We start from the raw sequence: 24,196 nt of genomic DNA on the forward strand, positions 1-24,196 counted from the left end.
ACCTAACGTTCACAGGCTCGAATCACGCGCCAGTGATTCGACGCGAGAGGGCGATGCGGTTTTGCAGCCCAATCGGAAGCTGTTTCCCATGCAATCCCGGACTACCCACGTTTTCCCGTCCGATATCCTGGAATGTGTGGGGAGGGGGAGCAGTAATGCAGAGGCCCCGGTCGATGCTAGGACCTGCTGCCTCGTGTTTCCGGGTCAGGCCACGCCACCGTCAATCAAACGACGAGCCAGTCGCGCATAGGCTTCGGCCACCGGCCCCTCACCCGCTGCGACGGGGGTGCCCGCATCACCCGCCAGCCGCACCGAAAGATCCAGCGGCAATTCGCCCAGGAAAGGCAGATCCAGTCGCCGCGCCTCGGTCGCCACGCCGCCGTGGCCGAAGATATGTGCCTCGTGCCCGCAATTGGGGCAGATATAGGTGGACATGTTCTCGACCAGACCCAGAACCGGCGTTTTCAGCTTCTGGAACATGTCAAGCGCCTTGCGCGCATCCAGCAGCGCCACGTCCTGCGGCGTGCTGACGACAATCGCCCCGGTCATCTGGAAGCGCTGGCATAGCGTCAACTGAATGTCACCCGTACCCGGCGGTAGGTCGATCAGCAGGATGTCCAGCTCACCCCAAGCCACTTGCTCGATCAACTGCTGCAGCGCGCCCATCAGCATCGGGCCACGCCAGATCACCGCCTCATCCTCTTTCAGCATGAAGCCCATCGACATCAGCGTGACCCCATGCGCCTGCAACGGGATGATGGTCTTGCCGTCGGGCGAGGCGGGGCGCTTGTTCACCCCCATCATACGCGGCTGGCTGGGGCCATAAATATCGGCATCCAGCAACCCGACCCGTCGACCCTGCCGTGCCAGCGCCACCGCCAGGTTGGAACTGACAGTAGATTTGCCCACCCCGCCCTTGCCCGAACCAATGGCGATGATGCGGTCTATCCCGCTCACCTTCTTCGGCCCGCCCTGCTGCGGTGTAGGGTGACCACCGATCTTGAGGCTTGGCGCGGGGGCCTTCGCGGACGGACCATGCGCGGTCATCACGATCTGCACCTTCTCCACACCCGGCAAAGCACGCAGAGCAGCCTCGGCCTGCACCTGCACCGGCGCATAGGCGCGGGCCTCCTCAGGGGTGGCCGTTTCGATGACAAAGCTGATCAAACCGCTTTCAATCCGCAGCGCACGAATCAAATCGCGCGAAACCGGATCGCCGCCGCCGGGCAGCGCAATCCGCGCCAGCGCTGCGAGCACATCTTCCCTCGATAGATTCATGTCTTTTCTCCGCCAGTTTCAGCAAGAACCTTGTTCACACTGCAAAAAAGGGCAAGCCCCGGTTGACCATTTGCTCAAGTTTCAGGCGAAGCGCCTGTTTACCTTAGGGAATTTTATCACCAAGCCATGCGACTGCCGCATAGCTGCAATGCGGCAAAGATGGATTGTGCAGATGCAGCATTTACCCCAGATTGGCTTCAACAGCACGGCATGGGCAGAACAGCCCGACAAGGCGCCGGGCAAGAGTTTACCTGAGGCTGAAGAAAATGGCTTACGTCAATACGTCCCGCATCGCCCATCACGGTTTCGCCGATCGGTTGAATACGCTGGTCGTTGAAGCGAAGAAGTTTGTGGCCCGTCGCGCGATCTTCAAGCAGACGCAGCGCGAACTCAATGCCCTTTCGGCACGCGAGTTGGCGGATCTGGGCATCCACCGGTCGATGATCACCCGGCTGGCCCAAGAGGCAGCTTACGGCAAATAAGGTTCTTGCGAGACCCCACCTCCTCCCGGGGTCTGTAGCAAAAGCGGTGGCACTTCTCCTCCTCCCTGGTGCCACCGCGTCTTTCTTAGGAAGTTAAAGCTTCCAAATCGCATTGCTCGGCCCCTCCTCCTCCCTGGGCCTGTAGCAAGAGCGGCGGTCCCCTCCTCCTCCCTGGGATCGTCGCAACACTTTCCGGGCCGCAAGGCTCGACCGGATCCCTGGCCCCTCCTCCTCCCTGGGCCTTGGAACCGCGGCGGCCCCCTCCTCCTCCCTGGGGTCGCCGCCTCCCTCTTCCGGGCCGCAAGGTCCGACCGTGATCCTCGGCCCCTCCTCCTCCCTGGGCCTTGGTACTGTCGGTTGCCCCCTCCTCCTCCCTGGGGTGACCACATCGTTAGCACCGCCCCTCCTCCTCCCTGGGCGGTCGCAGACAGAACGGCGGCGCCCCTCCTCCTCCCTGGGCGTCGCCGTTTTCTGTTTCTGGATCAACGATCTGGAGGAACGCCCCCTTGCATCCCTTCAAGCTTGCCGCCATCGTCGGGCGAAAGTCCTGTCACGGGTTGTTCATGCGTCTTTCCCTGATTTCTGCCGCACTGGTCGCGGCGCTCGTCGGCTATGGCTCCACCATTGCCCTGGTGCTGGCCGCCGCTGCCGCCGTTGGGGCAAGTCCCGCGCAGACTGCTTCCTGGGTTCTGGCAATCTGCCTCGGCAAGGCCCTGGGCTCTGCAGTGCTGTCGTGGCGGGCGCGGGTGCCGGTGGTTCTGGCTTGGTCCACCCCTGGCGCGGCACTGATCGCGGCGACCGAGGGGCTGAGCATGGCCGAAGCCGTGGGCGCCTTTGTCATCACGGGGATACTGATCGCACTGACGGGCGCAGTTAAACCTTTGGGGCGGCTGGTGGCACTGATCCCAGACGGGATCGCGGCGGGGATGCTGGCCGGCGTGCTGCTGCCTTTGTGCCTGAAACTGCCCACAGCCACACAAGACCTGCCGCTGCTGATTCTGCCGCTGATTGCGCTGTTCGCACTGGTGCGGCTGCGCAATCCGGCCATGGCGGTGCTGGCCGCTTTGGCTGCGGGCATTGTCGCCGCTTTTGCCTTTGGATTGGCCACATTGCCAGCGCTGACGCTTCCCCTGCCCCGACTAACCTTCATTCCGCCTGACTTCAAGGTTTCGGCGCTGATCGGGCTGGCCCTGCCACTTTATCTGGTGACCATGGCATCGCAGAACCTGCCGGGTTTCGCGACGCTGCGTGCTGCCGGATACGAGCCGCCGGTGCGGGCCGGGCTGACCGTGACGGGTGGGATTTCGGCTGTGATCGGGCTGTTCGGCGCCCATACGATTTCCATGGCCGCAATCACCGCGGCGATTTGCCTGGGCGATGATGTGCATCCCGACCGGCACCGACGCTGGATTGTGGGGCTGGTCTACGCCGCGGTCTGGGTGTTGCTCGGGCTGCTGAGCCCCCTGATCCTGACGCTGCTGGCCGCCCTGCCCGCACCGCTGATCACGGCGATTGTGGCGCTGGCGCTGCTGGGGCCGTTCATGGGGGCGGCAACGGGGGCCTTTGCCGCGCCTGATACCCGGTTTGCGGCGGCGATCACGCTGGCGGTTACCGCTTCCGGAGCCCCGGCGCTGGGGATCGGCGCGGCGTTCTGGGGATTGTTGGCCGGTCTGGCCTTCCACATGCTGGAACGGCTGAAACGGTAACGGGCGACCATGCGCGCCCAGAGGATGTTGCGGCAAAGAAGGGCATGCACCTTCTTCTTTGCCTAACTACCCATTTCAGCCCCTAACGCTGGCGCGCGCTCAGAAGGGCACGTCATCCGCCTCATGTGCCGCGACGACAAAGCGGGCGACGATCTTCTTCACCCCTGCCTTGTCGAAAGCGATATCAAGCTTGTCACCCTCGATCGCCGCCACACTGCCATAACCGAATTTCTGGTGGAACACCCTGTCACCCTCGGTAAAGCTGGATACCGCAGCGAGGTCGATCACCGGGCTGCGGCTTTCGCGCGGCTGGCTGACCGGGCGCTGGCTGCTTCGTTCTTGCAGGCGGCGCCAGCCGGGGGAGTTGTAGACATCCGCCTTGGTCGCCCGATCCTCGATCCGCGATCCGCCACCAAAGCCTCCCGGCGCCGCCGCGCCATAGGCGCCACCGTAAAGGCCGGGCGGGGTGAGCACATCCACATGCGCCACCGGCAATTCGTCGATGAAACGCGAGGGAAGCTGGCTTTGCCATTGGCCGTAAACCCGGCGATTGGCGGCAAAGCTGATGGTGCAAAGGTGTTCCGCGCGGGTGATGCCGACATAGGCGAGGCGGCGTTCCTCTTCCAACCCTTTCAGCCCGCTTTCATCCATGCTGCGTTGGCTGGGGAACAGCCCATCCTCCCAGCCGGGCAGGAAAACTGCCGGAAATTCAAGGCCCTTGGCCGCGTGCAAGGTCATGATCGAGACCTTTTCCACCGCGTCTTCGGTCTCGTTCTCCATGATCAGAGCGACGTGTTCGAGGAAGCCTTGCAGATTCTCGAACTGCTCCAGCGCCTTGACTAGTTCCTTGAGGTTTTCCAGACGGCCCGGCGCCTCGGGCGTCTTGTCGGCCTGCCACATCGCGGTATAGCCGCTTTCCTCAAGGATCTGTTCGGCCAGTTCGATATGGCTGTGGCCCTGTTGCAGGGTCTTCGCGTGCCAGCGATCCACCCCCGCCACAAAGGCGCGCAATTGCCCGGCCCCCTTGCCGCCGATGCCGCCAGCGGCCAGCAATTCGCGGGCGCCTTCCAGCAGGCTCATGCCGCTGACGCGGGCGGTGCGCTGGATGTCCTGCTGCGCCTTGTCGCCAAGGCCGCGCTTGGGGGTGTTCACCACCCGCTCGAACGCCAGATCATCGTCGGGCGAAACCGCGAGGCGGAAATAGGCCATGGCATCGCGGATTTCGAGTCGTTCATAGAAACGCGGGCCACCGATCACGCGATAAGGCAGGCCGATGGTCAGAAAGCGATCCTCGAAGGCGCGCATCTGGTGGCTGGCCCGCACCAGAATCGCCTGATCGTTCAGGCCGACCGGCTGCCCGCCCCGGGTGCCACGTTGCAACGCCTCGATCTCGTCCCCGATCCAGCGCGCCTCTTCCTCGCCATCCCAATGGCCGATCAGACGCACCTTCTCGCCGCCCTGCGCCTCGGTCCACAGGGTCTTGCCAAGGCGCCCGGCATTGGCGGCGATCACACCCGATGCGGCGGCAAGGATATGTTCGGTGGACCGATAGTTCTGCTCTAGTCGCACCACCTCGGCGCCCGGAAAATCCTTCTCAAAGCGCAGGATATTGCCCACCTCGGCCCCGCGCCAGCCATAGATAGACTGGTCGTCATCGCCCACGCAGCAGATGTTGCGATGCCCCTGCGCCAGCAGTCGCAGCCAGAGATACTGCGCGACGTTGGTATCCTGATACTCGTCCACCAGAATATAGCGCAGCCAGCGCTGGTATTGCGCCAGAATGTCGGGATGGGCCTGAAACAGCGTGACGACATGCAGCAGCAGGTCGCCGAAGTCACAGGCGTTCAGGGTGCGCAACCGCTCCTGATACTGTTCATAAAGCTCGGTGCCGCGGTTGTTATAGGCCGAGGCTTCAGAGGAAGGCACCTTTGCCGGCGTCCAAGCGCGGTTCTTCCAACTGTCGATAACCCCCGCCAGCATCCGCGCGGGCCAGCGCTTTTCGTCGATCCCGGCTGCGACGATCAACTGCTTGAGCAGTCGCAACTGATCGTCGGTATCCAGAATGGTGAAATTGGATTTCAGCCCCGCCAGTTCGGCGTGGCGGCGCAGGATCTTCACGCTGATCGAGTGGAAGGTGCCCATCCAGGGCATCCCCTCGACCGACTGGCCCAGCATCCGCGCCACCCGCTCTTTCATCTCGCGCGCGGCCTTGTTGGTGAAGGTCACCGCCAGAATCTCGTTCGGGCGGGCCTTGCCGGTCGCCAGAAGATGCACGATGCGCGAAGTCAGCGCCTTGGTCTTGCCGGTGCCCGCCCCCGCCAACATCAGAACCGGCCCGTCCAGCGCCAGCACCGCCGCACGCTGCGCGGGGTTCAGATCGTCGAGGTAGGGCATCGGGCGCGCCGCCATGGCACGCTGCGACAGGGGAACTGCGGCCTCGAAGGCGTCTGATTCATCAAATCCGCTCATGAAGCGAGCTTATCGTGCCGCCCCAGCAATGAAAAGCCCGTGTTCCACCATTGTTCCCGCCCCTTCCCTCAGAACCCGCACGAAATTTGCAGTCGCAAATCCTTGCTGAATATTTCGCAAAACTTTGCAGAAACGTCGCCCATCACCCTTGCGCTGCAATGCAGCGCCCCTAAAGTGGCCCGGCTTTGCACTGCACCGCTCGGGGGAACCGAATGACTGAATTCCGCAAGATCCTTGTCGCCAACCGGGGCGAGATTGCCATCCGAGTGATGCGCGCCGCCAATGAGATGGGCAAGAAGACGGTCGCCGTCTATGCCGAGGAGGACAAGCTTTCCTTGCACCGCTTCAAGGCGGACGAGGCTTATCTGATCGGTCAGGGTCTGTCCCCGGTGGGTGCCTATCTGAGCATCCCGGAAATCATCCGCGTGGCGAAGCTGTGCGGGGCGGACGCGATCCATCCCGGTTATGGGCTTTTGTCGGAAAACCCTGATTTCGTGGAGGCTTGCGCGTCGAACGGCATCACCTTCATCGGCCCCAAGGCCGAAACCATGCGCGCGCTTGGCGACAAGGCCAGCGCGCGGCGGGTGGCGATGGCAGCGGGTGTGCCGGTCATCCCGGCGACCGAAGTGCTGGGTACGGATTTCGATGCGATCCGCAAAGAGGCCGCCGAGGTCGGCTATCCGCTGATGCTGAAAGCCTCGTGGGGTGGTGGCGGGCGCGGGATGCGGCCGATCATGGGGCCTGAGGAGCTTGAGGCCAAGGTGCTGGAGGGGCGGCGCGAGGCCGAGGCCGCCTTCGGCAATGGCGAGGGCTATCTGGAAAAGATGATCCTGCGCGCGCGCCACGTCGAGGTGCAGATCCTGGGCGACAAGCATGGCGAGATCTATCACCTGTTTGAACGTGATTGCACCGTGCAGCGCCGCAACCAGAAGGTCGTCGAGCGCGCGCCCGCCCCCTATCTGACCGAAGAACAGCGCGCCGAAATCTGCGAGCTGGGCAAGCGGATCTGTCAGCATGTGAATTACGAATGTGCGGGCACTGTCGAATTCCTGATGGATATGGATTCGGGCAAGTTCTACTTCATCGAGGTGAACCCCCGCGTGCAGGTGGAACATACCGTCACCGAACAGGTGACCGGCATCGACATCGTGCAGGCCCAGATCCTGATCGCCGAGGGCAAGACGCTGGCCGAGGCCACCGGGATGCCGTCTCAGGCCGACATCAAGCTGCATGGCCATGCTCTGCAATGCAGGGTGACGACGGAAGACCCGCAGAACAACTTCATCCCCGATTATGGCCGGATCACCGCCTATCGTTCGGCAACCGGGATGGGCATCCGGCTGGATGGCGGCACGGCCTATGCCGGGGCGGTGATTACCCGCTATTACGACTCGCTGCTGGTGAAGGTGACGGCCTGGGCGCAGACCCCCGATCTGGCGATCAGCCGGATGCACCGCGCGCTGTCGGAGTTCCGCATCCGGGGCGTCAGCACCAACATCGCCTTTGTCGAGAACCTGCTGAAGCACCCGACCTTCCTCGACAATACCTATACGACTAAGTTCATCGACACGACGCCCGAGCTGTTCCAGTTCAGGAAACGCCGTGACCGGGCGACCAAGATCCTGACCTATATCGCTGACATCACGGTGAACGGGCACCCCGAAACCGCAGGCCGCCCGAAACCCCATGCCGAGGTGAAGACGCCGAAAGCCCCCGCGCCCAAGGCGGAGCCGATGTACGGCACCCGCAACCTGCTGGAACAAAAGGGACCGCAGGCGGTGGCGGACTGGATGAAGGCGCAGACCAAGGTTCTGATCACAGACACCACGATGCGCGACGGTCACCAGAGCCTGCTGGCCACCCGGATGCGATCGATCGACATGATCCGCGTGGCGCCCAGCTATGCCGCCAACCTGCCGCAGCTTTTTTCGGTGGAATGCTGGGGCGGGGCGACCTTCGACGTGGCCTACCGCTTCTTGCAGGAATGCCCGTGGCAGCGCCTGCGCGACCTGCGTGCCGCCATGCCCAACCTGATGACCCAGATGCTGCTGCGCGCCTCGAACGGGGTGGGCTACACGAACTACCCCGACAATGTGGTGCAGGCCTTCGTCAAGCAGGCCGCCGAAACCGGCGTGGATGTGTTCCGCGTGTTCGACAGCCTGAACTGGGTCGAAAACATGCGCGTCGCCATGGATGCGGTGCTGGAAGCGAACAAGGTCTGCGAAGGCACGATCTGCTACACCGGCGATCTGCTGGACCCTGCGCGCGCGAAGTATGACCTGAAATACTATGTCGGCATGGCGAAAGAGCTGAAAGAGGCCGGCGCGCATGTGCTGGGCCTGAAAGACATGGCCGGCCTGCTGAAACCCGCTGCCGCCCGCGTGCTGATCCGCGCGCTGAAGCAGGAGGTCGGGCTGCCGATCCACTTCCACACGCATGACACCTCTGGCGCGTCGGCGGCCACGATCATGGCGGCCTGCGATGCCGGGGTGGACGCGGTGGATGCGGCGATGGATGCGTTTTCGGGCGGCACCTCGCAGCCCTGCCTCGGCTCCATCGTCGAGGCGTTGCGCCACACCGAGCGCGACACCGGGCTGGATATCGCCGCCGTGCGTGCTCTTTCGAACTACTGGGAACATGTGCGCGCGCAGTATGCCGCCTTTGAAAGCGGCATCCCTGCCCCGGCCTCGGAGGTGTATCTGCATGAAATGCCCGGTGGGCAGTTCACCAACCTCAAGGCGCAGGCCCGCAGCCTGGGGCTGGAGGAACGCTGGCCCGAGGTGGCGCAGGCCTATGCCGATGCCAACCAGATGTTCGGCGACATCGTGAAAGTCACCCCTTCGTCCAAGGTGGTGGGCGACATGGCGCTGATCATGGTGGCCCAGGGGCTGAGCCGGGCACAGGTCGAAGATCCTGCTCTGGATGTGGCCTTCCCCGATTCGGTGGTGGACATGATGAAGGGCAACCTCGGGCAACCGCATGGCGGCTGGCCTGCGGGTATTCTCAGGAAAGTGCTGAAGGGTGAGGCGCCGCTGACCGACCGGCCCGGCAAATCGCTGCCGCCGGTGGATCTGGAAGCGACGCGCGCCAAGCTGATCGACGAGTTGGGCGGTTACAAGGTCGATGATGAAGATCTGAACGGCTATCTGATGTATCCCAAGGTCTTCCTCGACTACATGGGGCGCCACAAGCTGTATGGCCCGGTGCGCACCCTGCCGACGCGGACCTTCTTCTACGGGATGCAGGCGGGCGAAGAGATCACCGCAGAAATCGACCCCGGCAAGACGCTGGAGATCCGGCTGCAGGCGGTGGGCGAGACCGGCGATGACGGCGAGTGCAAGGTGTTCTTCGAGTTGAACGGCCAACCGCGCGTCATCCGCGTGCCGAACCGCGCGATCAAGGCCAAAACCGCCGCCAAGCCCAAGGCGCAGGACGGCAACCCCAACCATATCGGCGCGCCGATGCCCGGCTCCATCGCCTCGCTGGCGGTGACGGTGGGGCAGAAGGTACGCGCGGGCGATCTGCTGCTGACCATCGAGGCGATGAAGATGGAAACCGGCCTGCACGCCGACAGGGAGGCCACCGTGAAAGCGATTCACGTCACGCCTTCCGGCCAGATCGACGCGAAGGATCTTCTGATCGAGCTGGAATGACTGCACGACGCCGCCCTTCGGGGCGGCGTTTCACATCAGGGCGGCACATGGATGACCCGATGCAGCGGCATGCAGCGATGCGTGCCTTGCCCCCGCCGTAACCGCCCCGGCACCACGACCGGCCCGATTGCAGACCGCGCGCGCAACAGCAACAGCAAAACTCCGATCACGATCAACAGCATGGCGGCCCCTTTCGCATCACTTCACCCGCTCATGCTGCCTGCCAAACCTTAACGCAGGCTTTCCGCCCCTCCCCCGCACGAAAAATTTTTGGTGCGCAGGTGTTTTCCCCTTGCAGCCACTGCCGCGCTTTTATAAATCCCCGCTCACCGATACGGAGTGCGGGCGTAGCTCAGGGGTAGAGCATAACCTTGCCAAGGTTAGGGTCGTGAGTTCGAATCTCATCGCCCGCTCCATCGGACAGACAGGCGCCGCAAGGCGCCTTTTGTCATTTTAAGTCCCGCCAAGCCGCTGAAATTTCCTGAAAATTTCCTCTTGCAGCCCCCCCCGGCTTTGGCTAAAAGCCTTTTCACGGAGTGCGGGCGTAGCTCAGGGGTAGAGCATAACCTTGCCAAGGTTAGGGTCGTGAGTTCGAATCTCATCGCCCGCTCCATCGAAACGGGCGGCCTTCGGGCCGCCTTTTTGATTTCCGCCTCACAAACTCGACAATTGACTACCGCTGCGTTGACATTCCGCCGCAAGATGGCGACGTTTGCGCCATGTCCCGCAGTTTTCTCAACCGCCGCTCGATGATGTCGCTGATGGCCACCGCACTGGTGGCCCCTATTGCGGGTGCCGCAACGGCGCCGCGGATTGTGGCCACCACGCCCTTGCTGGCCGATTGCGCGCACAGGCTGTGCGGCGCCGTGGTAACCGCGCTGATCCCCGCCGAAACTGCCGCGCAGAGCTATCGGGCGAGCCGGGCAGATACGGCCCTGTTGGCGCAGGCCGACCTCGTGCTCTGGCATGGTCCGGGCGTCGAGGCCGAGATGACCGCGCATCTGACACGGCTGGCGCGCAGCCGCCCCGTTGTGGCACTGGATGCCGCTGACCATTGGCCCGCCCTGGTGCCCACCCACAGGGCAGAGATGGTCCACGCTCTTGCCGCCACCCTAGCCGCGCATTTCCCGCAACTGGCGGCGCGCAGCACCGAACAAGCCGCCCAACTTGCCGCCGATCTGTCTGCGCTGGATGCCCGCTGCGCGGCGCATCTGGCGGCCCCGGTCGCAAACCGGCGACGGCTGCTCACCACCTCGCCCGCACTGGCGGCTTTCGGCGCGGCTTACGGGCTCGAACCCGCTGCCCCCCCCAACACCCAAGCAACGTGTCACGCCTTTCTGGCGCAAATGGCGGCATCGGGGGACAGCAAGCTGTTCATCACTGATCCCGATGATGCGGCGGCGCAAGCCCTCGTCGCTCTGGCGCCGCATCTGACCCGCATTCACCTGCCGCTGAAACAGCCCTTGGCAGACCACCCCGATCTGGCCGAACAAATCGCCACAAGCCTGGCCCTACACCTCGCCAGCGCGTCGCAGCCCGAGCGCGCGGAAAGCCTTCCCTCGCGCGCCTGACCGCCCTATAAACCGCGCGAGACAAACGCGGAGAGCCCCATGCGCAAGGCCGAAATCACCCGCCGCACCGCCGAGACGGATATCAACGTCACGGTGAACCTTGATGGCAGCGGCCGATATGACGTGAAAACCGGCGTCGGCTTCTTCGACCACATGCTGGATCAACTGGCGCGCCATTCGCTGATCGACATCACTTTGTCCGCCAAGGGCGACCTGCATATCGATGACCACCACACGGTCGAGGATTGCGGGATCGCCATCGGTCAGGCGCTGACACAGGCGCTGGCCGACAAGCGCGGCATCCGCCGTTATGGCGAATGCAGCCTGCCGATGGATGATGCACAAGTGCATTGCGCGCTCGATCTGTCGGGCCGCCCGTTCCTCGTGTGGAATGTACCCTTCCCGACCCAGAAGATCGGCAGTTTCGATACCGAACTGGTGCGCGAGTTCTTTCAGGCACTGGCCACCCATGGCGGAATCACCCTCCATCTGGATCTGCGGCATGGCGTGAACAGCCACCACATTGCCGAAGCCGCCTTCAAGGCCACCGCCCGCGCGCTGCGGCTGGCAGTCGAGGTCGATCCGCGCAAGGCTGATGCCATCCCCTCCACAAAGGGGATGCTGTAAGGCACCGCTCCTTTTCTGTCTGAAATATCCCCGCCGGAGGCTCCCGCAGGCACACGCCGCGCCCCACCCGGCAGAGGTAGAAAGGCCCCCAAATGCTTACCGTCCTCGTCGATTATGACAGCGGCAACCTGCACTCGGCAGAAAAAGCCTTTCAGCGCATGGCGGCAGAGGTGAATGGCGGCACGATCCTCGTGACCGACAAGCCCGAAGATGTCGCCCGCGCTGACCGGATCGTGCTGCCCGGCGACGGCGCCTTTCCGGCTTGCCGCCGCGCGCTCGGCGCTTATGGCGGGCTGTTCGAAGCGATCGAAGACGCCGTGCGCGTCAAGGGTCGCCCGTTCCTCGGCATTTGTGTCGGCATGCAGATGATGGCCAGTTGGGGCCGCGAATACGAAGATACGCCCGGTTTTGACTGGATCTCTGGCGAGGTGACGCGCATCACCCCCACCGATCCGCATCTGAAAGTGCCGCATATGGGCTGGAACGATCTGGTGATCGACCATGACCACCCGGTGCTGGCGGGGATCAAGACCGGCGATCACGCCTATTTCGTCCACTCCTATGCCTTCCGCGTCGCCAACTTGGCCGAACGTCTGGCGCATGTCGATTATGCGGGTGACATCACCGCAATCATCGGCACTGAAAACATGGTCGGCACCCAGTTCCACCCCGAAAAATCGCAGGCCACCGGGTTGCGGCTGATCGGCAATTTCCTGCGCTGGAAGCCTTGATGGATCTGGCGGCGATCCTGACGCGGATCGGCGCCGAAATGCAGGCGGCCCCCGACCGGGGCCGCGTTGCCGATTACATCCCCGAACTGGCCCGCGTCTCGCCCGATCATTTCGCCATGGCGATCTGCACGGCTGAAGGCGAAACCTTCACCACCGGCGAGGCGGAAACGCCCTTCTCCATCCAGTCCATCTCCAAGGTCTTTACCTTGGCACTGGCGCTGGGGCGCCTGGGCGATCAACTCTGGACCCGGGTCGGGCGTGAACCTTCTGGGCTGGCCTTCAACTCGATCCTGCAACTGGAACATGAAAACGGCATCCCGCGCAACCCGTTCATCAACGCGGGCGCGCTGGTAGTGACCGATGCCATTCTGGCCGGCCACAAACCACGCGAGGTGCTGGGTGAACTGCTGCGCTTTCTGCGCGAGGCAGCAGGTGAGGACGATATCCACATCAACCGCGCCGTCGCCGCCTCGGAACAGGCAACGGGGCACCGCAATCTGGCGCTGGCGCATTTCATGGCCGCGCAGGGCAACCTGCTTCACGCGCCCGAACTGACCTGCGGCACCTATTTCCACCAATGCGCCATCGAGATGAGCACAAGGCAACTTGCCCGCGCCGGGCGGTTTCTGATGAACGCACCGGGCCTGCCGCGAATGCTCGGCGCGGCGCGGGTGCGGCGGATCAATGCGCTGATGATGACCTGCGGCCATTACGACGGATCGGGCGAATTCGCCTATCGGGTGGGCCTGCCCGGCAAGTCCGGCGTGGGTGGCGGGATACTGGTCATCGCCCCGGGCCGCGCCGCAATCGCGGTCTGGTCACCGGGGCTGAACGCACAGGGCAACTCGCAACTCGGCACGCTGGCGGTGGAACGGCTGGCCCGCGCCACCGGCTGGTCGGTATTCGGCTAACCCCTGCCCCGCCGCACTACCGCCCATAGTCCCTGCGAGACCAGAGCAAAGCCACTGAAATGCTGAAGTTCCAGCCGCTCGCCAAGCACCAGCGCACCCAAAGCCGCAGCACTGACCGGGATCAGAAAGGTCACCAGCAGCAAATTTACCGCCCCGACCGAAGCCAGCAGCCGGAAATACAGCGCATAAGCGAGGCCAGTGGACAGATCCGCGATCCCCAGCACCGTCAGAAGGGGACCGGCACCCGGCGCAGGCAGGCGCCACGGTCGATCCACCAGCAGCCACAGCGGCAGCAGCAGCGCTGTCGCAGCACCACCTGCGCGAACGCCGCCTGCAAGGGCAGAACCCCCATGCTGCGGAACCGTCGGCCAGCGCATAGGACAGCGCAGCCCCCAGACAAGCCAACATGGCTGGAAGCGCCCCCGCTCCGCCCTAGGCCATCACCACCACCCCGAACAACGGCGTCATGGCATTCAGGATGGCCGCAAGGCTGCCGCTGATCTCGCCAGCGCCAAGGCAAACAGGCTGAACGGCACGGCACTGTTCAACACCCCCATCACCGCCAGCGCCCGCCAGATGCGCCCCCGCGCGGCAGCGCCTCCCCCACGATCCGCAACATGGCCAGCAGGAACAGCGCCCCAGCGCCACCCGGCCAAGCACCACCGAAAGCGCAGGCATACCCTGCAACGCACCTTCCATAAAAAAAGAACGATCCGCCCCACAAGATGGAAAGGGCGATCAGGCGGGTCCAGTCTGACGCAGACATGCACAGTTCCTTTTTGCGCAACCGTGCCAGAACCGGGCCGCGCGGCGCGACCCGGTTCCTGCTGTTTTGCCCGCAGCGCTACTTCACCCGCGTCCAGGTGCCGCCATCGCGGCAGATGCCCAGCACGCAGCCCTTCACAGCCAACCCGTTGCCCGAAAGCTGCATCTTGGAACTGTAGGTCTTGTCACGATCCGGCGACCAGATCTTGCCGCTGTCATAGGCCCCGTTGCCCTGCGCGACCATGTCCCAGACGATGCGCTTGCCGGTGTTCGGGCTGTCGATCTGCTTGCCAGACCCATCAAAAGCCTTGATCAGCGTGCCACAGAAGGCCGCGCCGCAGGGCTTGATCTCCACCTGCCCGTAACGCCCGTTGTCATCGGGCGTGGTCTTCCAGATTCCTTCCACCGGATCGGCCAGCACCGCCCCGGCCGCACAGACCAGCGCGGCCGCCATCAGAAACATCTTCATGGGTTCCTCCTCCCTATACTGCGCAGAGTTTCGGCATGCCCCCCGGATTCCCGCAAGCGTGACGTTGCGGCTCTTGCCCCGCGCCTGCCCGCATGCGAAACCGCGCCCGAGTTGACACGGAGCCCGGCCATGATCCTCTACCCCGCCATCGACCTGAAAGACGGCAAATGCGTGCGCCTGCTGCGCGGCGTAATGTCTGCCGCCACCGTGTTCGGCGACGATCCGGCGGCACAGGCCGCGAAGTTCGAGGCGGCGGGTTGCACATGGCTCCATCTCGTCGATCTGAACGGCGCCTTCGCGGGCGCGCCGGTGAACGGCGCGGCGGTGGAGGCGATCCTCGCCCGCTGCAGCGTGCCCGCACAACTGGGCGGCGGCATCCGTGACATGGCCACCATCGAGATGTGGCTGTCGCGTGGCCTCGCCCGCGTCATCCTTGGCACCATTGCCGTGGAAAACCCCGATCTGGTGCGCGAAGCGGCGCGCGCCTTCCCCGGGAAGGTCGCCGTCGGCATCGACGCGCGCAAGGGCTTTGTCGCCACCAAGGGCTGGGCCGAGGAGACCACCGTGCAGGTCACCGACCTCGCTCGCAGCTTTGAAGACGCAGGTGTTGCCGCGATCATCTATACCGACATCGACCGTGACGGCGCCATGCAGGGCCCGAATATCGAAGCGACCGAGGCACTCGCCCGCGCCGTTTCGATCCCGGTCATCGCCTCTGGTGGCGTCTCCCGCATGGAAGACCTGATCGCGCTGCGCGATACCGGCGTGATTGCCGGCGCCATTTCGGGCCGTGCCCTCTATGACGGCGCGATTGACCTTACAGCCGCCCTTCAGGCGCTCCGCTCCTGACCCTTTTCTGTTCGAAAATATCCTCGGGGGTGAGGCCGCAGGCCGAGGGGGCAGACAGCCCCCTTCCCCACGCTGCCGCCCCGCGCTAAGGTTCGACCATGCTGAAAACCCGCATCATCCCCTGCCTCGATGTCGCCGATGGCCGCGTGGTCAAGGGCGTCAACTTCGTGAACCTGATCGACGCCGGCGACCCGGTCGAGGCCGCCAAGGCCTATGACGCAGCAGGTGCAGACGAACTCACCTTCCTCGATATCCATGCCACGCATGAAAATCGCGGCACCATGTTCGATCTGGTCACCCGCACCGCCGAACAATGCTTCATGCCACTCACCGTGGGCGGCGGGGTGCGCACGCATCACGATGTGCGGGCGCTGCTGCTGGCGGGGGCCGACAAGGTGTCCTTCAACTCCGCCGCCGTCGCCAATCCCGATGTGGTGGCCGAAGCCGCCGACCGTTTCGGCAGCCAGTGCATCGTGGTGGCCATCGACGCGAAAACCGTCAGCCCCGGCAAATGGGAGATCTTCACCCATGGCGGGCGCAAATCCACCGGCATCGACGCGGTGGAATTTGCGCGCACTGTAGCCACGAAAGGCGCGGGCGAGATCCTGCTCACCTCGATGGACCGCGACGGCACCAAGGGCGGTTACAACCTCGCCTTGACCCGCGCCATCGCGGATGCGGTGTCAATCCCGGTGATCGCAAGCGGAGGCGTCGGTACCCTCGACCACCTCGTGGAGGGCGTGACCGAAGGCCATGCCAGCGCCGTTCTGGCCGCCTCCATCTTCCATTTCGGCACCTATACGATTGGCGAGGCCAAGGCCCATATGGCTGCGGCAGGCATCCCGGTGAGACTGACATGAGCGTGATCCACGATCTGGCCGCCACTGTTTTGTCACGGCGGGGCGCCGACCCCGAGTCGAGCTGGACAGCCAAACTGTTCGCCAAAGGCCCAGAGAAATGCGCCGAGAAATTCGGTGAAGAGGCTATCGAGGCTATCATCGAAGCTGTGAAGGGTGATCGGGCCAAACTGACGGCAGAGGCCGCGGATGTGCTGTATCACCTGCTGGTGATGCTGGCGGCGCGGGATGTAACGCTGGCAGAGGTCGAGGCGGAACTGGCGCGACGCGAGGGTGTTTCGGGGCTGACCGAAAAGGCCGCGCGGGGCTGAACCTGCGCACGGACAGGTGGGTCGTGAAGGGGGCGCTGCGCGCGTCTCCAGCGGAGTATTTTCTGGGTTGAAGATCAGAGCCCGAGGCGCGGCATCTCGATCGCCGGGCAGCGGTTCTGCACGACGGTGATGCCCCGCGCCTCGGCCGCAGCCGCGGCTTCGGGGCTTTGTACGCCAAGTTGCATCCAGACGGTTTTCAGATGCGGCAAAGCGGCCAGCCCCTCGGCCACTACTCCGGGCACCTCCTCCGAACGGCGGAAAATGTCTATCATGTCCACCGGCTCGAAAATATCAGCGAGCGAAGCGCGCACGGTTTCGCCCAGCGCCTGCTGCCCCGCCTGCCCGGGATTGACCGGAATCACCCGATAGCCCCGCGCCTTGAGAAAGGCCGCAACGCGGTGGCTGGGCCGGTCCGCCTTCGGCGACCAACCGACAAGGGCGATTACGCGCGTGGTGGTCAGGATCTGGCGCAGGGCGTCATCGGTCTGGGACATGGCGGGCCTTTCAACAAAAAAAGCGCCCGGGAAAACCCGGGCGCAAGGCGTGGAACGAGGGACAGTAACAAGGAAGGTGCGGGGGTTCCGGACCCGCTCTTCATACCTGTCATATGGGGATCCCCTGAAACCGTTAAAGGCATGGTCGCAAAACTGTGAAGCTCAGCGCTGCGAAACGGCATAAAGCGCTACGGCAGCGGCATTGGACACGTTGAGCGAGCCGAACTCCCCGCCAAAGGGGATGCGCACCAGCCGGTCGCAGGTCTCACGCGTTTTTTCGCGCAGGCCTGGCCCCTCGGCCCCCATCACCAAGCCGATGGGCCGGGTGCCCGCTTCGACCACCGCCTGCGCGATGGTCGTTTCAGCCGCCCCATCCAAGCCAAGCAGCACATAGCCCATCGCCTTAAGCTCTTCCATCGCATCGGCCAGATTAACGACGCGAAGATAGGGCTGACGTTCCAACGCGCCGCTGGCGGTCTTGGCCAGAGCACCGGTTTCAGGTGCCGAATTGCGCTGGGTGCCAATGACGGCGCGCGCCCCGAACACCTCGGCCGAGCGCAGGACGGCGCCCACGTTATGCGGATCAGTCACACGGTCCAGCAGAACAACGAGCGGCGCGCCCTTGCCGTCGATACAGACATCGGCCAGCGAGCCCCAATGCAGCGGCTTCACCTCCAGCGCGGCGCCCTGATGCACCGAGCCTTCGTCGATCGGCACACTGAACTTGCGCGGATCGACGATTTCGGGTTCGATCCCGGCCTGCGCCACGGCATCGGCCAGCTTGTCAAAGGCGTTTTTCGTCACCACAAGCCGCAGCTTGATACGCGCCGGATTGACCAGTGCGTCACGCACCGCGTGTAGCCCGAACAGCCAGACGGTTTCTGCGGCCGCCGCGCGTTTCGTCCGCTCCTTGTCGATCACCCAAGCCGGTTTCGTAGTGCCGCCCGCCATTTCCGCTTCCTCTTTTTGATGGCGCGGACAATGCGCCGGGCGGGCCGAGGCGTGCAAGCGAAAAACCTTCACTTTCGGCCTTGACGCCCCCCGCCCCCTTGGATACATCCGCCGCCAGTGGGCGACGTGCTGCAAGGTGCGGCAGCGGACTGTAACTCCGCCGAGGCGACTCGTGCCTGGTTCGATTCCAGGGTCGCCCACCATCTGCTTGAATAATTTGCTATTTCAGGACTTTGTATCCACTCGGTCCGTCCTTGTGCTGCAAGCCGCGTGACAGGCCCTGACGCAAAGGGCATAGAGACCGCGCGGCGCGGGTTGGCAAAGAGGGCGGCATGATCTTCACTGTGGCGATTGATGGGCCAGCTGCGGCGGGCAAGGGCACGATCAGTCGCGCGGTGGCGGCTCGGTTCGGCTTTGCCCATCTGGATACGGGCGCACTTTATCGGGCCGTGGGCGTGAAGGGGGGCGATCCGATTGCCGTAGCCCGCAGCCTGAACGCGACCGATCTGGCCCATCCTGGCCTGCGCAGCCTGGAGGCCGGTCAAGCGGCAAGCCGCGTGGCAGTCATCCCCGAGGTTCGCGCAGCGTTGCTGGATTTCCAGCGCAGCTTTGCGCGACAGCCAGGGGGGGCGGTGCTGGACGGACGCGACATCGGCACGGTGATCTGCCCGGAGGCCGAGGTAAAACTCTTCATTACTGCCCGCCCCGAGATTCGCGCCCATCGCCGCTGGCTGGAAGTGGGGGGCGACGCAGCGCAGGTGTTGACCGAGGTGAAGGAGCGCGATGCACGCGACATGTCCCGTGCCGATGCGCCGCTGAAGCCTGCGACAGATGCGATTCGCATCGACACGTCAGACCTGAGCAGCGAGCAAGCCATTGCCGCAGCCATTGCCGAGATCGACCGCAGGCTGAACACCACAGGCTGACACAAGCAGCGTGGCGCTTGCCTTGCGTTCTCTTCACACCCGCATACTAGGGTCGCGACGCATCTCATGGCATGTTGGATGTGATCGGCGGCGCATGCAGGCGCACACAGCCCCGGCCCGCGTGTTTGGCCGCATAAAGTGCCTGATCGGCATCGTTGAACATTTCATCTGCCGTCGGTGCCTCATAGGAGCTGGATACGGCAAGACCGATCGAGGCGGAAATGACGCAGTCCCGCCCCTCATAAAGGATCGGCTCTGACAGCCGCAGAACGATTCGCTGGGCGATGACCATCAGGCGCGTCGGATCGGCCAAACCGGGCAGCAGGATGACAAATTCATCCCCCCCCACACGCGCGACAGTATCGCTTTGCCGCGTTTCGCCACTCAGCACTTCGGCCACACACCGCAACACATGGTCACCTGCGGCATGGCCCAGCGTGTCGTTCACCGCCTTGAAGAAATCGAGATCGAGATGCATTAGGGCAAAGCTGCCACCTCCATGCAAGGCGCGCTGCAACGCGAGATCCAGCGCACGGCGATTGCGCAGGCCGGTCAGCGTGTCGGTCAGTGCCTGTTCTTCTGCCGCGACCTTTGCCCCATGCAGGCGCAGGTTGAGGTCTTTCAGTTCCTGCATCACGGCCGATTTCGCCTCGACGACATATAGCAGTTCGATGGCCAGATCGGTCGGGGCGAAATCCGCATCGGTCAGGTCGTGCTCGCCCACGGCATCAATCAGGCCAATGCCGAATGACAGGTTCAGCACCATCCCTTGATTGCCAGCCAACGGTAGCGCCACCCCACGCAATCCGGTCGTCGGCAAATCCCGCGCGATCAGATAGATGCGCTGCCCAACCCGGGATCGCAAACTTGCCATACCCGTCAATCCAGAGGGGCGGCGTAGATCGAAAAGGGCAAAGAAATCGGCGCCAGGCAACGACCGCTGGCCGAACAGCTTCTGCATTGTCTGGCCACAGGCGATGATCCGCCCCGCCGGATCCAGCACGACATGCATGGGCATCAGCACGCCGAGCGCTGCGCTTTCCAGACAGACGGGGGGCACGCGGCGTTCCATCGTCAACCGACAGCCACCGCGCTGCGCGCAAGATCAAAGCGCCGCCCTTCACTGAACGCGGTTTCGGCAAGGATGATGGCAACAACCTCACCCCCTTCACAAAGTCCGCGATGTTCGACAAGGCTCAATACGCCATAGTCATCCGCCATGGCCCGCAACAGGCCCACTAAGACATGGCCGATCCCGGCCAGCGGCGAGCGACAGATCAGCGCAAATTCGGTCGGCGAATGATCGACCACTTCGAACACCGGCAGGTCGATATCCGGCAAGGCCAGCCGGGCACGACCCGGCAAATCCTCCAGAGAGTGCAGAAAATCGGCATAGGTAACCCCGCCAAAGCGCAACAGGCGGCGCACCGCCTGCGCATTACGATGCGACACAAGATAGGTGCCCAGATCCTCCAGCACAGAATCGCGCGAGCGGTTCAGCAAACGAGCGGCGGCGTCGATCACTGCATCGGTGAGGGTGGCATCATAGGTCAGCATGGTTTCGAAACTGTCGAACCCTAACCCCGCCTCACGGGCCGTTGCCGCCCAGATCGCAGCGCCATAGGTATCGCGCAGGAAGCACTGGATTGACCTGTTGATAAGACCGTGCATCGGAAAGCCCCTATGATTCCTGCATAGCCTAGGGGCTGAGCCTTAATAAAATCCTTAAGCGCCTCGCATCAGGGATGCAGCGCAAGATCGACGCCCTGCACCCGAAGCGCCTTCATCTCTACGGGTTCAAGCTGCGGCGGATCGGCGGCCTGCGCAGCCTGCATCCAGGCGATAGCCGCCTTGCCTTGCGGCAGCGATGCCGCCAACTCCGAAACCGACACCCGGGTCAGCCCTGCTTCGCCCTGCACGAACCCTTCGGCCTCCAGAAGATCCACCTCGTCACGCAGGATAACCACAGCCTCCTGCCCCGCGCGCCAAGGCCACAGATCGGCCACCAGCATCACGCAGCCCGGCGCGCCGTCCGGCATCTTGCGGCGGCAATGGTCAAGCCAGGTTTCCACCTCCTGTGGCCAGAGCGTGGCCAGAATTTCGTCCCGCACCGCTGTTGCCGTGCGTGGACGCAGGGGGATCAGCGCCGCAAGATCAGCCAGTTGGTTGGTGCTGACAGGCGTGGCTTCAGGCTGCCCACGCATCGCAAGGCGGTCTGCCAGCGGCTTTTGACCCGGATCCTTTGCAATAGCCTCAAGACGCGCAAGTACGGCTTCCCCAGCCTTGCCCCATTCCGCGAACGCATCAAGATCCAGTTGATCGGCAGGGATTTTTCCCGTCTCAAACCGGGTGATCTGGCTACGGGCGGCGATGCGCAGAGGGTCCAGCACCGGGGTCAGCAGCAGGGCGGCGGCCCCCATCAGCGCCAGCGCCATCCAGATATTGCCCTGCCGTATCCGCCGCTCCCAGCCCCGTCCCCGAAGAACAGCAGCGCCATAGACAAGACCGTAACCCAGACCGAGCACAGCCACCACTGCGGCGAAAACACGATCCGGCGTCCATCCATATTCCGCAACGCGCAACCAGACAGCCCAGGCTCCCAGCACAGCCGGGGCAATCACCAGCAAGGCCAGCATCTGGGCCGAACGCAGAATCACTGTACTGCGGCTTTGTTCCGCCGGCGATTGATCCAGCGCAGCGGTGACCAGCGTTGCGGCCATGGCAGCGATGGTCAGAAGCGTCACCGCCGCAGACAGGCTGGAAAACACACCGCTCAGCCCTTGCACCGGCAGAACCAGCAGGAAGAGCAACACCACGATCAACACCGCAGGCAACAAAAGCCGCAGCAGCCGCAACACGAGATAGGGCGAGACGACATCCGGCAACTCGTCCACCACCGCGATGCCAAGGCCCAGCACCGCGCCGGTGATGACCCATGCCAGCGGGGCAGAGGTGATCAGATTGCCCACAGGCTCCAGCCCGACCATGGACAGCAACAGATCAGACAGCAGGATCACCAACCAGACCACGCCAACGAACAGCCAGGCGGCGGCATAGCGCACAACGATCGTCCAAGCCTCGGTGAACAGCAACCGATAGTCACGCCAACTGCTGCGCTGCGCCGCGACAAGGAAAGGCAAGGGCACAAAGACAAGTACCAGAGCGGCGAGGATCGGGATCGGACTGTCGAACAGGTCGGTCGGCGCCTCGAACCGCTGGCTGGCCAGCAGCAGCAGCCCGGCCACCCCCAGCGCCACCAGCAACGCCGAAAGCGCCGCGCGTTTCAACGTCAATGGCCCAGCAATGCCCAGCAATGCCGTGAAAAACGTCAGTGCCCCCGCCGTCAGGCCCAGAGCCGCCTTGCCGCTCAGTATGTCACTGTCCAGCGCATGGGCCAGCCCGTAGAAAGACAGGCCCGCCGCCGCCCCGGTCAGCGCCATCGTGAACCGCTGCCGCATCTGTGCGTCCATGCGCCTTCTCCTTGCAGATCCTGCCTGCAAGTTAGCCGCTTGACCCGAGGGGGGCCAGAGGCAGATCGGCGCGCGGTTGGTCAGAAATCCGTCGGTGCCCCGCCCTCTTGCTTGCGGCGGGCGACAAAGCGGGTCAGGTCTTCCAGATGGTCACCATTGATCGGCGGCGCCTCGAATTCCGTGAGGATCTGCTTGTAAAGCCGGTGCGCGCGTTCCGATGTCCAGACCGCGCCATCCTGATGCCAGGCCTCGTAATTGCGCCAGTCGCTGACGAAGGGCGCGTAGAAGGCGGTGGAATAGCGGTCTTGCGTGTGCTGGCAGCCGAAGTAATGGCCGCCGGGGCCGACTTCCTTGATCGCATCAAAGGCCAGATCGTCATCGGCGGTGGCAAAGGTCTGTGCCTCGAAATACCGCTGGATCATCTGCAGCACTTCGCAATCCATCACGAATTTTTCGGGGCTGGCGATCAGCCCGCCCTCCAGCCAGCCAGCCGCGTGATACACCATATTTGTGCCCGACTGCACTGCCGCCCAAAGCGAATTGGAGGTTTCCCACATGGATTGCCCATCAGGCACATTGGCCGCGCAAACACCCGAGGACCGCAGCGGCACGCCGTAAAAGCGCACCAACTGCCCGGTCATCTGCGTAGCCCGCATATATTCCGGCGTGCCGAAGGCAGGCGCACCTGATTTCATATCGACGTTGGAGGTGAAGGTGCCAATCGCCACCGGGCAACCCGGCTTGATATATTGCAGCAGCGCAATGGCCGACAGCGCCTCGGCCAGGCTGAGCGCCACAGCACCTGCCATGGTCACCGGCGCCATGGCACCCGCCAGCGTGAAGGGCGTGACCACAACAGGCTGGCCACGCCGGGCCAGACGCATCGCCCCGTCCAGCATCGGGTAATCATGTTTCAGCGGGCTGACCGAGTTGATGTTGGTATACATGCGCGGCTGCGCCTCAAATTCCGCATGGCTGAGACCACCGGCAAGACGCGTCATCTCCATCACGTCTTCCACCCGCTCGGCCCCAAGCGAATAGGCGTGCACCACCTTGTCGGTCAGTGTCAGCTTTTCGAACAGGCAATCCAGATGCCGAACGCTGGGATGGATGTCGATCGGCTCCACCGGATAGCCGCCCGCAACGTGGATGCAGTTGAAATACTGCGTCAGCTTCATGAATTCCTTGAACGTCTCAAAATCGCCGGACCGTTTGCCGCGCTCCAGATCCCAGGCGTTTGGCGGGGACGAGACGTTCACGAAAACCATGTGGTTGCCACCCAGAATGATTTCGCGCTCCGGGTTGCGGGGGGTGATGGTAAAACTTGCTGGTGCATGGCCCAGCATCTCCATCACGAAAGCCTCGTCCATCTTCACATTGGTGCCCGAAACCTTGCAGCCCGCCTGTTTCAGGATCGTGCAGGCCTCGGGGTTCAGCATCTCGATGCCGATCTCCTGCAGGATGCGCATGGCAGTGCGATGGATGCGCTGCACACCTTCGGCATCCAGCGGTTCCACCGGCTTGTCGGGGTTCACCGGGATGCGCCACGGCATCTGGCTGATGGCGGCGGCGCCCGACCGTGCCTTATTGCCGGCATGGCCGCCCGAACGTGAACCGGCGCGGCGTTTGCTGGCTTGATCATCGCTCATGCTGTCTCTCCGGTCCTTGGGCAGGCT

General features: G+C 63.8%; 23 protein-coding genes and 3 tRNA genes. 14 read left to right on the top strand and 12 right to left on the bottom strand.

All coding sequences use genetic code 11. The features are described from left to right. Positions 1-204: 204 nt before the first annotated feature. Positions 205-1,278: an Mrp/NBP35 family ATP-binding protein gene (locus BMX43_RS11630; protein WP_091301549.1), complete on the bottom strand. Its 1,074-nt coding sequence runs from the start codon at positions 1,276-1,278 to the stop codon at positions 205-207. Between the two features lie 266 nt (positions 1,279-1,544). Here BMX43_RS11630 and BMX43_RS11635 point away from each other — a divergent pair, with 266 nt between their 5' ends. Further along, positions 1,545-1,760, top strand: coding sequence for a DUF1127 domain-containing protein (locus BMX43_RS11635; protein ID WP_091301551.1), 216 nt, complete (start codon positions 1,545-1,547; stop codon positions 1,758-1,760). 563 nt (positions 1,761-2,323) lie between these two features. Then, the gene (locus BMX43_RS11640) at positions 2,324-3,466 is read left to right on the top strand and encodes a benzoate/H(+) symporter BenE family transporter (RefSeq protein ID WP_091301856.1); all 1,143 of its coding nucleotides are present in this window, start codon (positions 2,324-2,326) and stop codon (positions 3,464-3,466) included. Positions 3,467-3,565: 99 nt separating this feature from the next. Here BMX43_RS11640 and BMX43_RS11645 read toward each other — a convergent pair whose 3' ends face one another. Next, complete coding sequence (locus BMX43_RS11645; protein ID WP_091301553.1) at positions 3,566-5,935, bottom strand: ATP-dependent helicase; 2,370 nt, start codon at positions 5,933-5,935, stop codon at positions 3,566-3,568. 212 nt (positions 5,936-6,147) lie between these two features. Between BMX43_RS11645 and BMX43_RS11650 the strand changes: the two genes are divergently transcribed. Then, positions 6,148-9,588, top strand: coding sequence for a pyruvate carboxylase (locus BMX43_RS11650; protein ID WP_091301555.1), 3,441 nt, complete (start codon positions 6,148-6,150; stop codon positions 9,586-9,588). 35 nt (positions 9,589-9,623) lie between these two features. Here the strand turns inward: BMX43_RS11650 and BMX43_RS19820 are convergent, their stop codons facing one another. After that, complete coding sequence (locus BMX43_RS19820) at positions 9,624-9,770, bottom strand: hypothetical protein (protein WP_175482098.1); 147 nt, start codon at positions 9,768-9,770, stop codon at positions 9,624-9,626. Between the two features lie 159 nt (positions 9,771-9,929). Here BMX43_RS19820 and BMX43_RS11655 point away from each other — a divergent pair. From BMX43_RS11655 to BMX43_RS11680, 6 genes are all read left to right on the top strand, one after another. After that, positions 9,930-10,004 (top strand) — tRNA-Gly (locus BMX43_RS11655). A 122-nt stretch (positions 10,005-10,126) separates the two neighbouring features. Continuing rightward, positions 10,127-10,201, top strand: a tRNA-Gly gene (locus BMX43_RS11660). A 106-nt stretch (positions 10,202-10,307) separates the two neighbouring features. Continuing rightward, positions 10,308-11,159 (top strand): metal ABC transporter solute-binding protein, Zn/Mn family, encoded by an 852-nt coding sequence (locus BMX43_RS11665; protein WP_091301556.1) that lies wholly within the window; start codon positions 10,308-10,310, stop codon positions 11,157-11,159. 39 nt (positions 11,160-11,198) lie between these two features. Next, positions 11,199-11,786 (top strand): imidazoleglycerol-phosphate dehydratase HisB, encoded by a 588-nt coding sequence (gene hisB / locus BMX43_RS11670; RefSeq protein WP_091301558.1) that lies wholly within the window; start codon positions 11,199-11,201, stop codon positions 11,784-11,786. 92 nt (positions 11,787-11,878) lie between these two features. Further along, the gene (gene hisH, locus BMX43_RS11675; RefSeq protein ID WP_091301560.1) at positions 11,879-12,517 is read left to right on the top strand and encodes an imidazole glycerol phosphate synthase subunit HisH; all 639 of its coding nucleotides are present in this window, start codon (positions 11,879-11,881) and stop codon (positions 12,515-12,517) included. Further along, positions 12,517-13,428 (top strand): glutaminase, encoded by a 912-nt coding sequence (locus BMX43_RS11680; protein ID WP_091301562.1) that lies wholly within the window; start codon positions 12,517-12,519, stop codon positions 13,426-13,428. The genes hisH and BMX43_RS11680 overlap by 1 nt, the downstream gene beginning before the upstream one ends. Here BMX43_RS11680 and BMX43_RS20000 read toward each other — a convergent pair. The 3 genes from BMX43_RS20000 to BMX43_RS11690 all read right to left on the bottom strand — a co-directional run bounded on the left by BMX43_RS20000 (position 13,425) and on the right by BMX43_RS11690 (position 14,662). Then, positions 13,425-13,805, bottom strand: a complete 381-nt coding sequence (locus tag BMX43_RS20000) for a DMT family transporter (RefSeq protein WP_217643957.1) — start codon at positions 13,803-13,805, stop codon at positions 13,425-13,427. The two genes, BMX43_RS11680 and BMX43_RS20000, sit on opposite strands and share 4 nt — an antisense overlap. Before the next feature lie 55 nt (positions 13,806-13,860). Continuing rightward, positions 13,861-14,106, bottom strand: a complete 246-nt coding sequence (locus BMX43_RS20005) for a hypothetical protein (RefSeq protein WP_217643958.1) — start codon at positions 14,104-14,106, stop codon at positions 13,861-13,863. A 166-nt stretch (positions 14,107-14,272) separates the two neighbouring features. Continuing rightward, positions 14,273-14,662: a DUF2147 domain-containing protein gene (locus BMX43_RS11690; protein WP_091301564.1), complete on the bottom strand. Its 390-nt coding sequence runs from the start codon at positions 14,660-14,662 to the stop codon at positions 14,273-14,275. A 129-nt stretch (positions 14,663-14,791) separates the two neighbouring features. Between BMX43_RS11690 and hisA the strand changes: the two genes are divergently transcribed. The 3 genes from hisA (at position 14,792) to BMX43_RS11705 (ending at position 16,679) form a co-directional block, all read left to right on the top strand. Next, positions 14,792-15,511 (top strand): 1-(5-phosphoribosyl)-5-[(5-phosphoribosylamino)methylideneamino]imidazole-4-carboxamide isomerase, encoded by a 720-nt coding sequence (hisA, locus tag BMX43_RS11695; RefSeq protein ID WP_091301566.1) that lies wholly within the window; start codon positions 14,792-14,794, stop codon positions 15,509-15,511. Positions 15,512-15,609: 98 nt separating this feature from the next. Beyond that, positions 15,610-16,371, top strand: coding sequence for an imidazole glycerol phosphate synthase subunit HisF (hisF, locus tag BMX43_RS11700; protein WP_091301568.1), 762 nt, complete (start codon positions 15,610-15,612; stop codon positions 16,369-16,371). Then, the gene (locus BMX43_RS11705) at positions 16,368-16,679 is read left to right on the top strand and encodes a phosphoribosyl-ATP diphosphatase (RefSeq protein ID WP_091301570.1); all 312 of its coding nucleotides are present in this window, start codon (positions 16,368-16,370) and stop codon (positions 16,677-16,679) included. Before hisF ends, BMX43_RS11705 begins: the two co-directional genes overlap by 4 nt. A 74-nt stretch (positions 16,680-16,753) precedes the next feature. Here the strand turns inward: BMX43_RS11705 and BMX43_RS11710 are convergent, their stop codons facing one another. Both BMX43_RS11710 and rlmB read right to left on the bottom strand, forming a co-directional pair. Continuing rightward, a complete protein-coding gene (locus BMX43_RS11710; RefSeq protein ID WP_091301572.1) occupies positions 16,754-17,173 on the bottom strand; it encodes a CoA-binding protein in 420 nt (139 codons plus the stop codon). Positions 17,174-17,335: 162 nt separating this feature from the next. Beyond that, positions 17,336-18,124: a 23S rRNA (guanosine(2251)-2'-O)-methyltransferase RlmB gene (gene rlmB / locus BMX43_RS11715; protein WP_091301858.1), complete on the bottom strand. Its 789-nt coding sequence runs from the start codon at positions 18,122-18,124 to the stop codon at positions 17,336-17,338. 119 nt (positions 18,125-18,243) lie between these two features. On the opposite strand from rlmB, the gene BMX43_RS11720 reads away from it, so the two are divergent. Both BMX43_RS11720 and BMX43_RS11725 read left to right on the top strand, forming a co-directional pair. Continuing rightward, positions 18,244-18,327: transfer RNA gene (locus BMX43_RS11720), tRNA-Tyr, on the top strand. Positions 18,328-18,456: 129 nt separating this feature from the next. After that, positions 18,457-19,050, top strand: coding sequence for a (d)CMP kinase (locus tag BMX43_RS11725; protein ID WP_091301574.1), 594 nt, complete (start codon positions 18,457-18,459; stop codon positions 19,048-19,050). A gap of 64 nt (positions 19,051-19,114) precedes the next feature. On the opposite strand, the gene BMX43_RS11730 is transcribed toward BMX43_RS11725, so the two are convergent. The 4 genes from BMX43_RS11730 to BMX43_RS11745 form a co-directional block, all read right to left on the bottom strand. Continuing rightward, a complete protein-coding gene (locus tag BMX43_RS11730) occupies positions 19,115-20,122 on the bottom strand; it encodes a GGDEF domain-containing protein (protein WP_245749464.1) in 1,008 nt (335 codons plus the stop codon). A 2-nt stretch (positions 20,123-20,124) separates the two neighbouring features. Beyond that, on the bottom strand, positions 20,125-20,721 hold the full coding sequence (locus tag BMX43_RS11735; protein ID WP_091301576.1) for a heme NO-binding domain-containing protein: 597 nt from the start codon (positions 20,719-20,721) through the stop codon (positions 20,125-20,127). A gap of 68 nt (positions 20,722-20,789) precedes the next feature. Then, the gene (locus BMX43_RS11740; RefSeq protein ID WP_091301578.1) at positions 20,790-22,520 is read right to left on the bottom strand and encodes a DUF4153 domain-containing protein; all 1,731 of its coding nucleotides are present in this window, start codon (positions 22,518-22,520) and stop codon (positions 20,790-20,792) included. Positions 22,521-22,600: 80 nt separating this feature from the next. Beyond that, positions 22,601-24,169 (bottom strand): trimethylamine methyltransferase family protein, encoded by a 1,569-nt coding sequence (locus tag BMX43_RS11745; RefSeq protein WP_091301579.1) that lies wholly within the window; start codon positions 24,167-24,169, stop codon positions 22,601-22,603. Positions 24,170-24,196 lie beyond the last annotated feature (27 nt).

This window comes from Gemmobacter aquatilis, assembly GCF_900110025.1.
Lineage (GTDB): Bacteria > Pseudomonadota > Alphaproteobacteria > Rhodobacterales > Rhodobacteraceae > Gemmobacter > Gemmobacter aquatilis.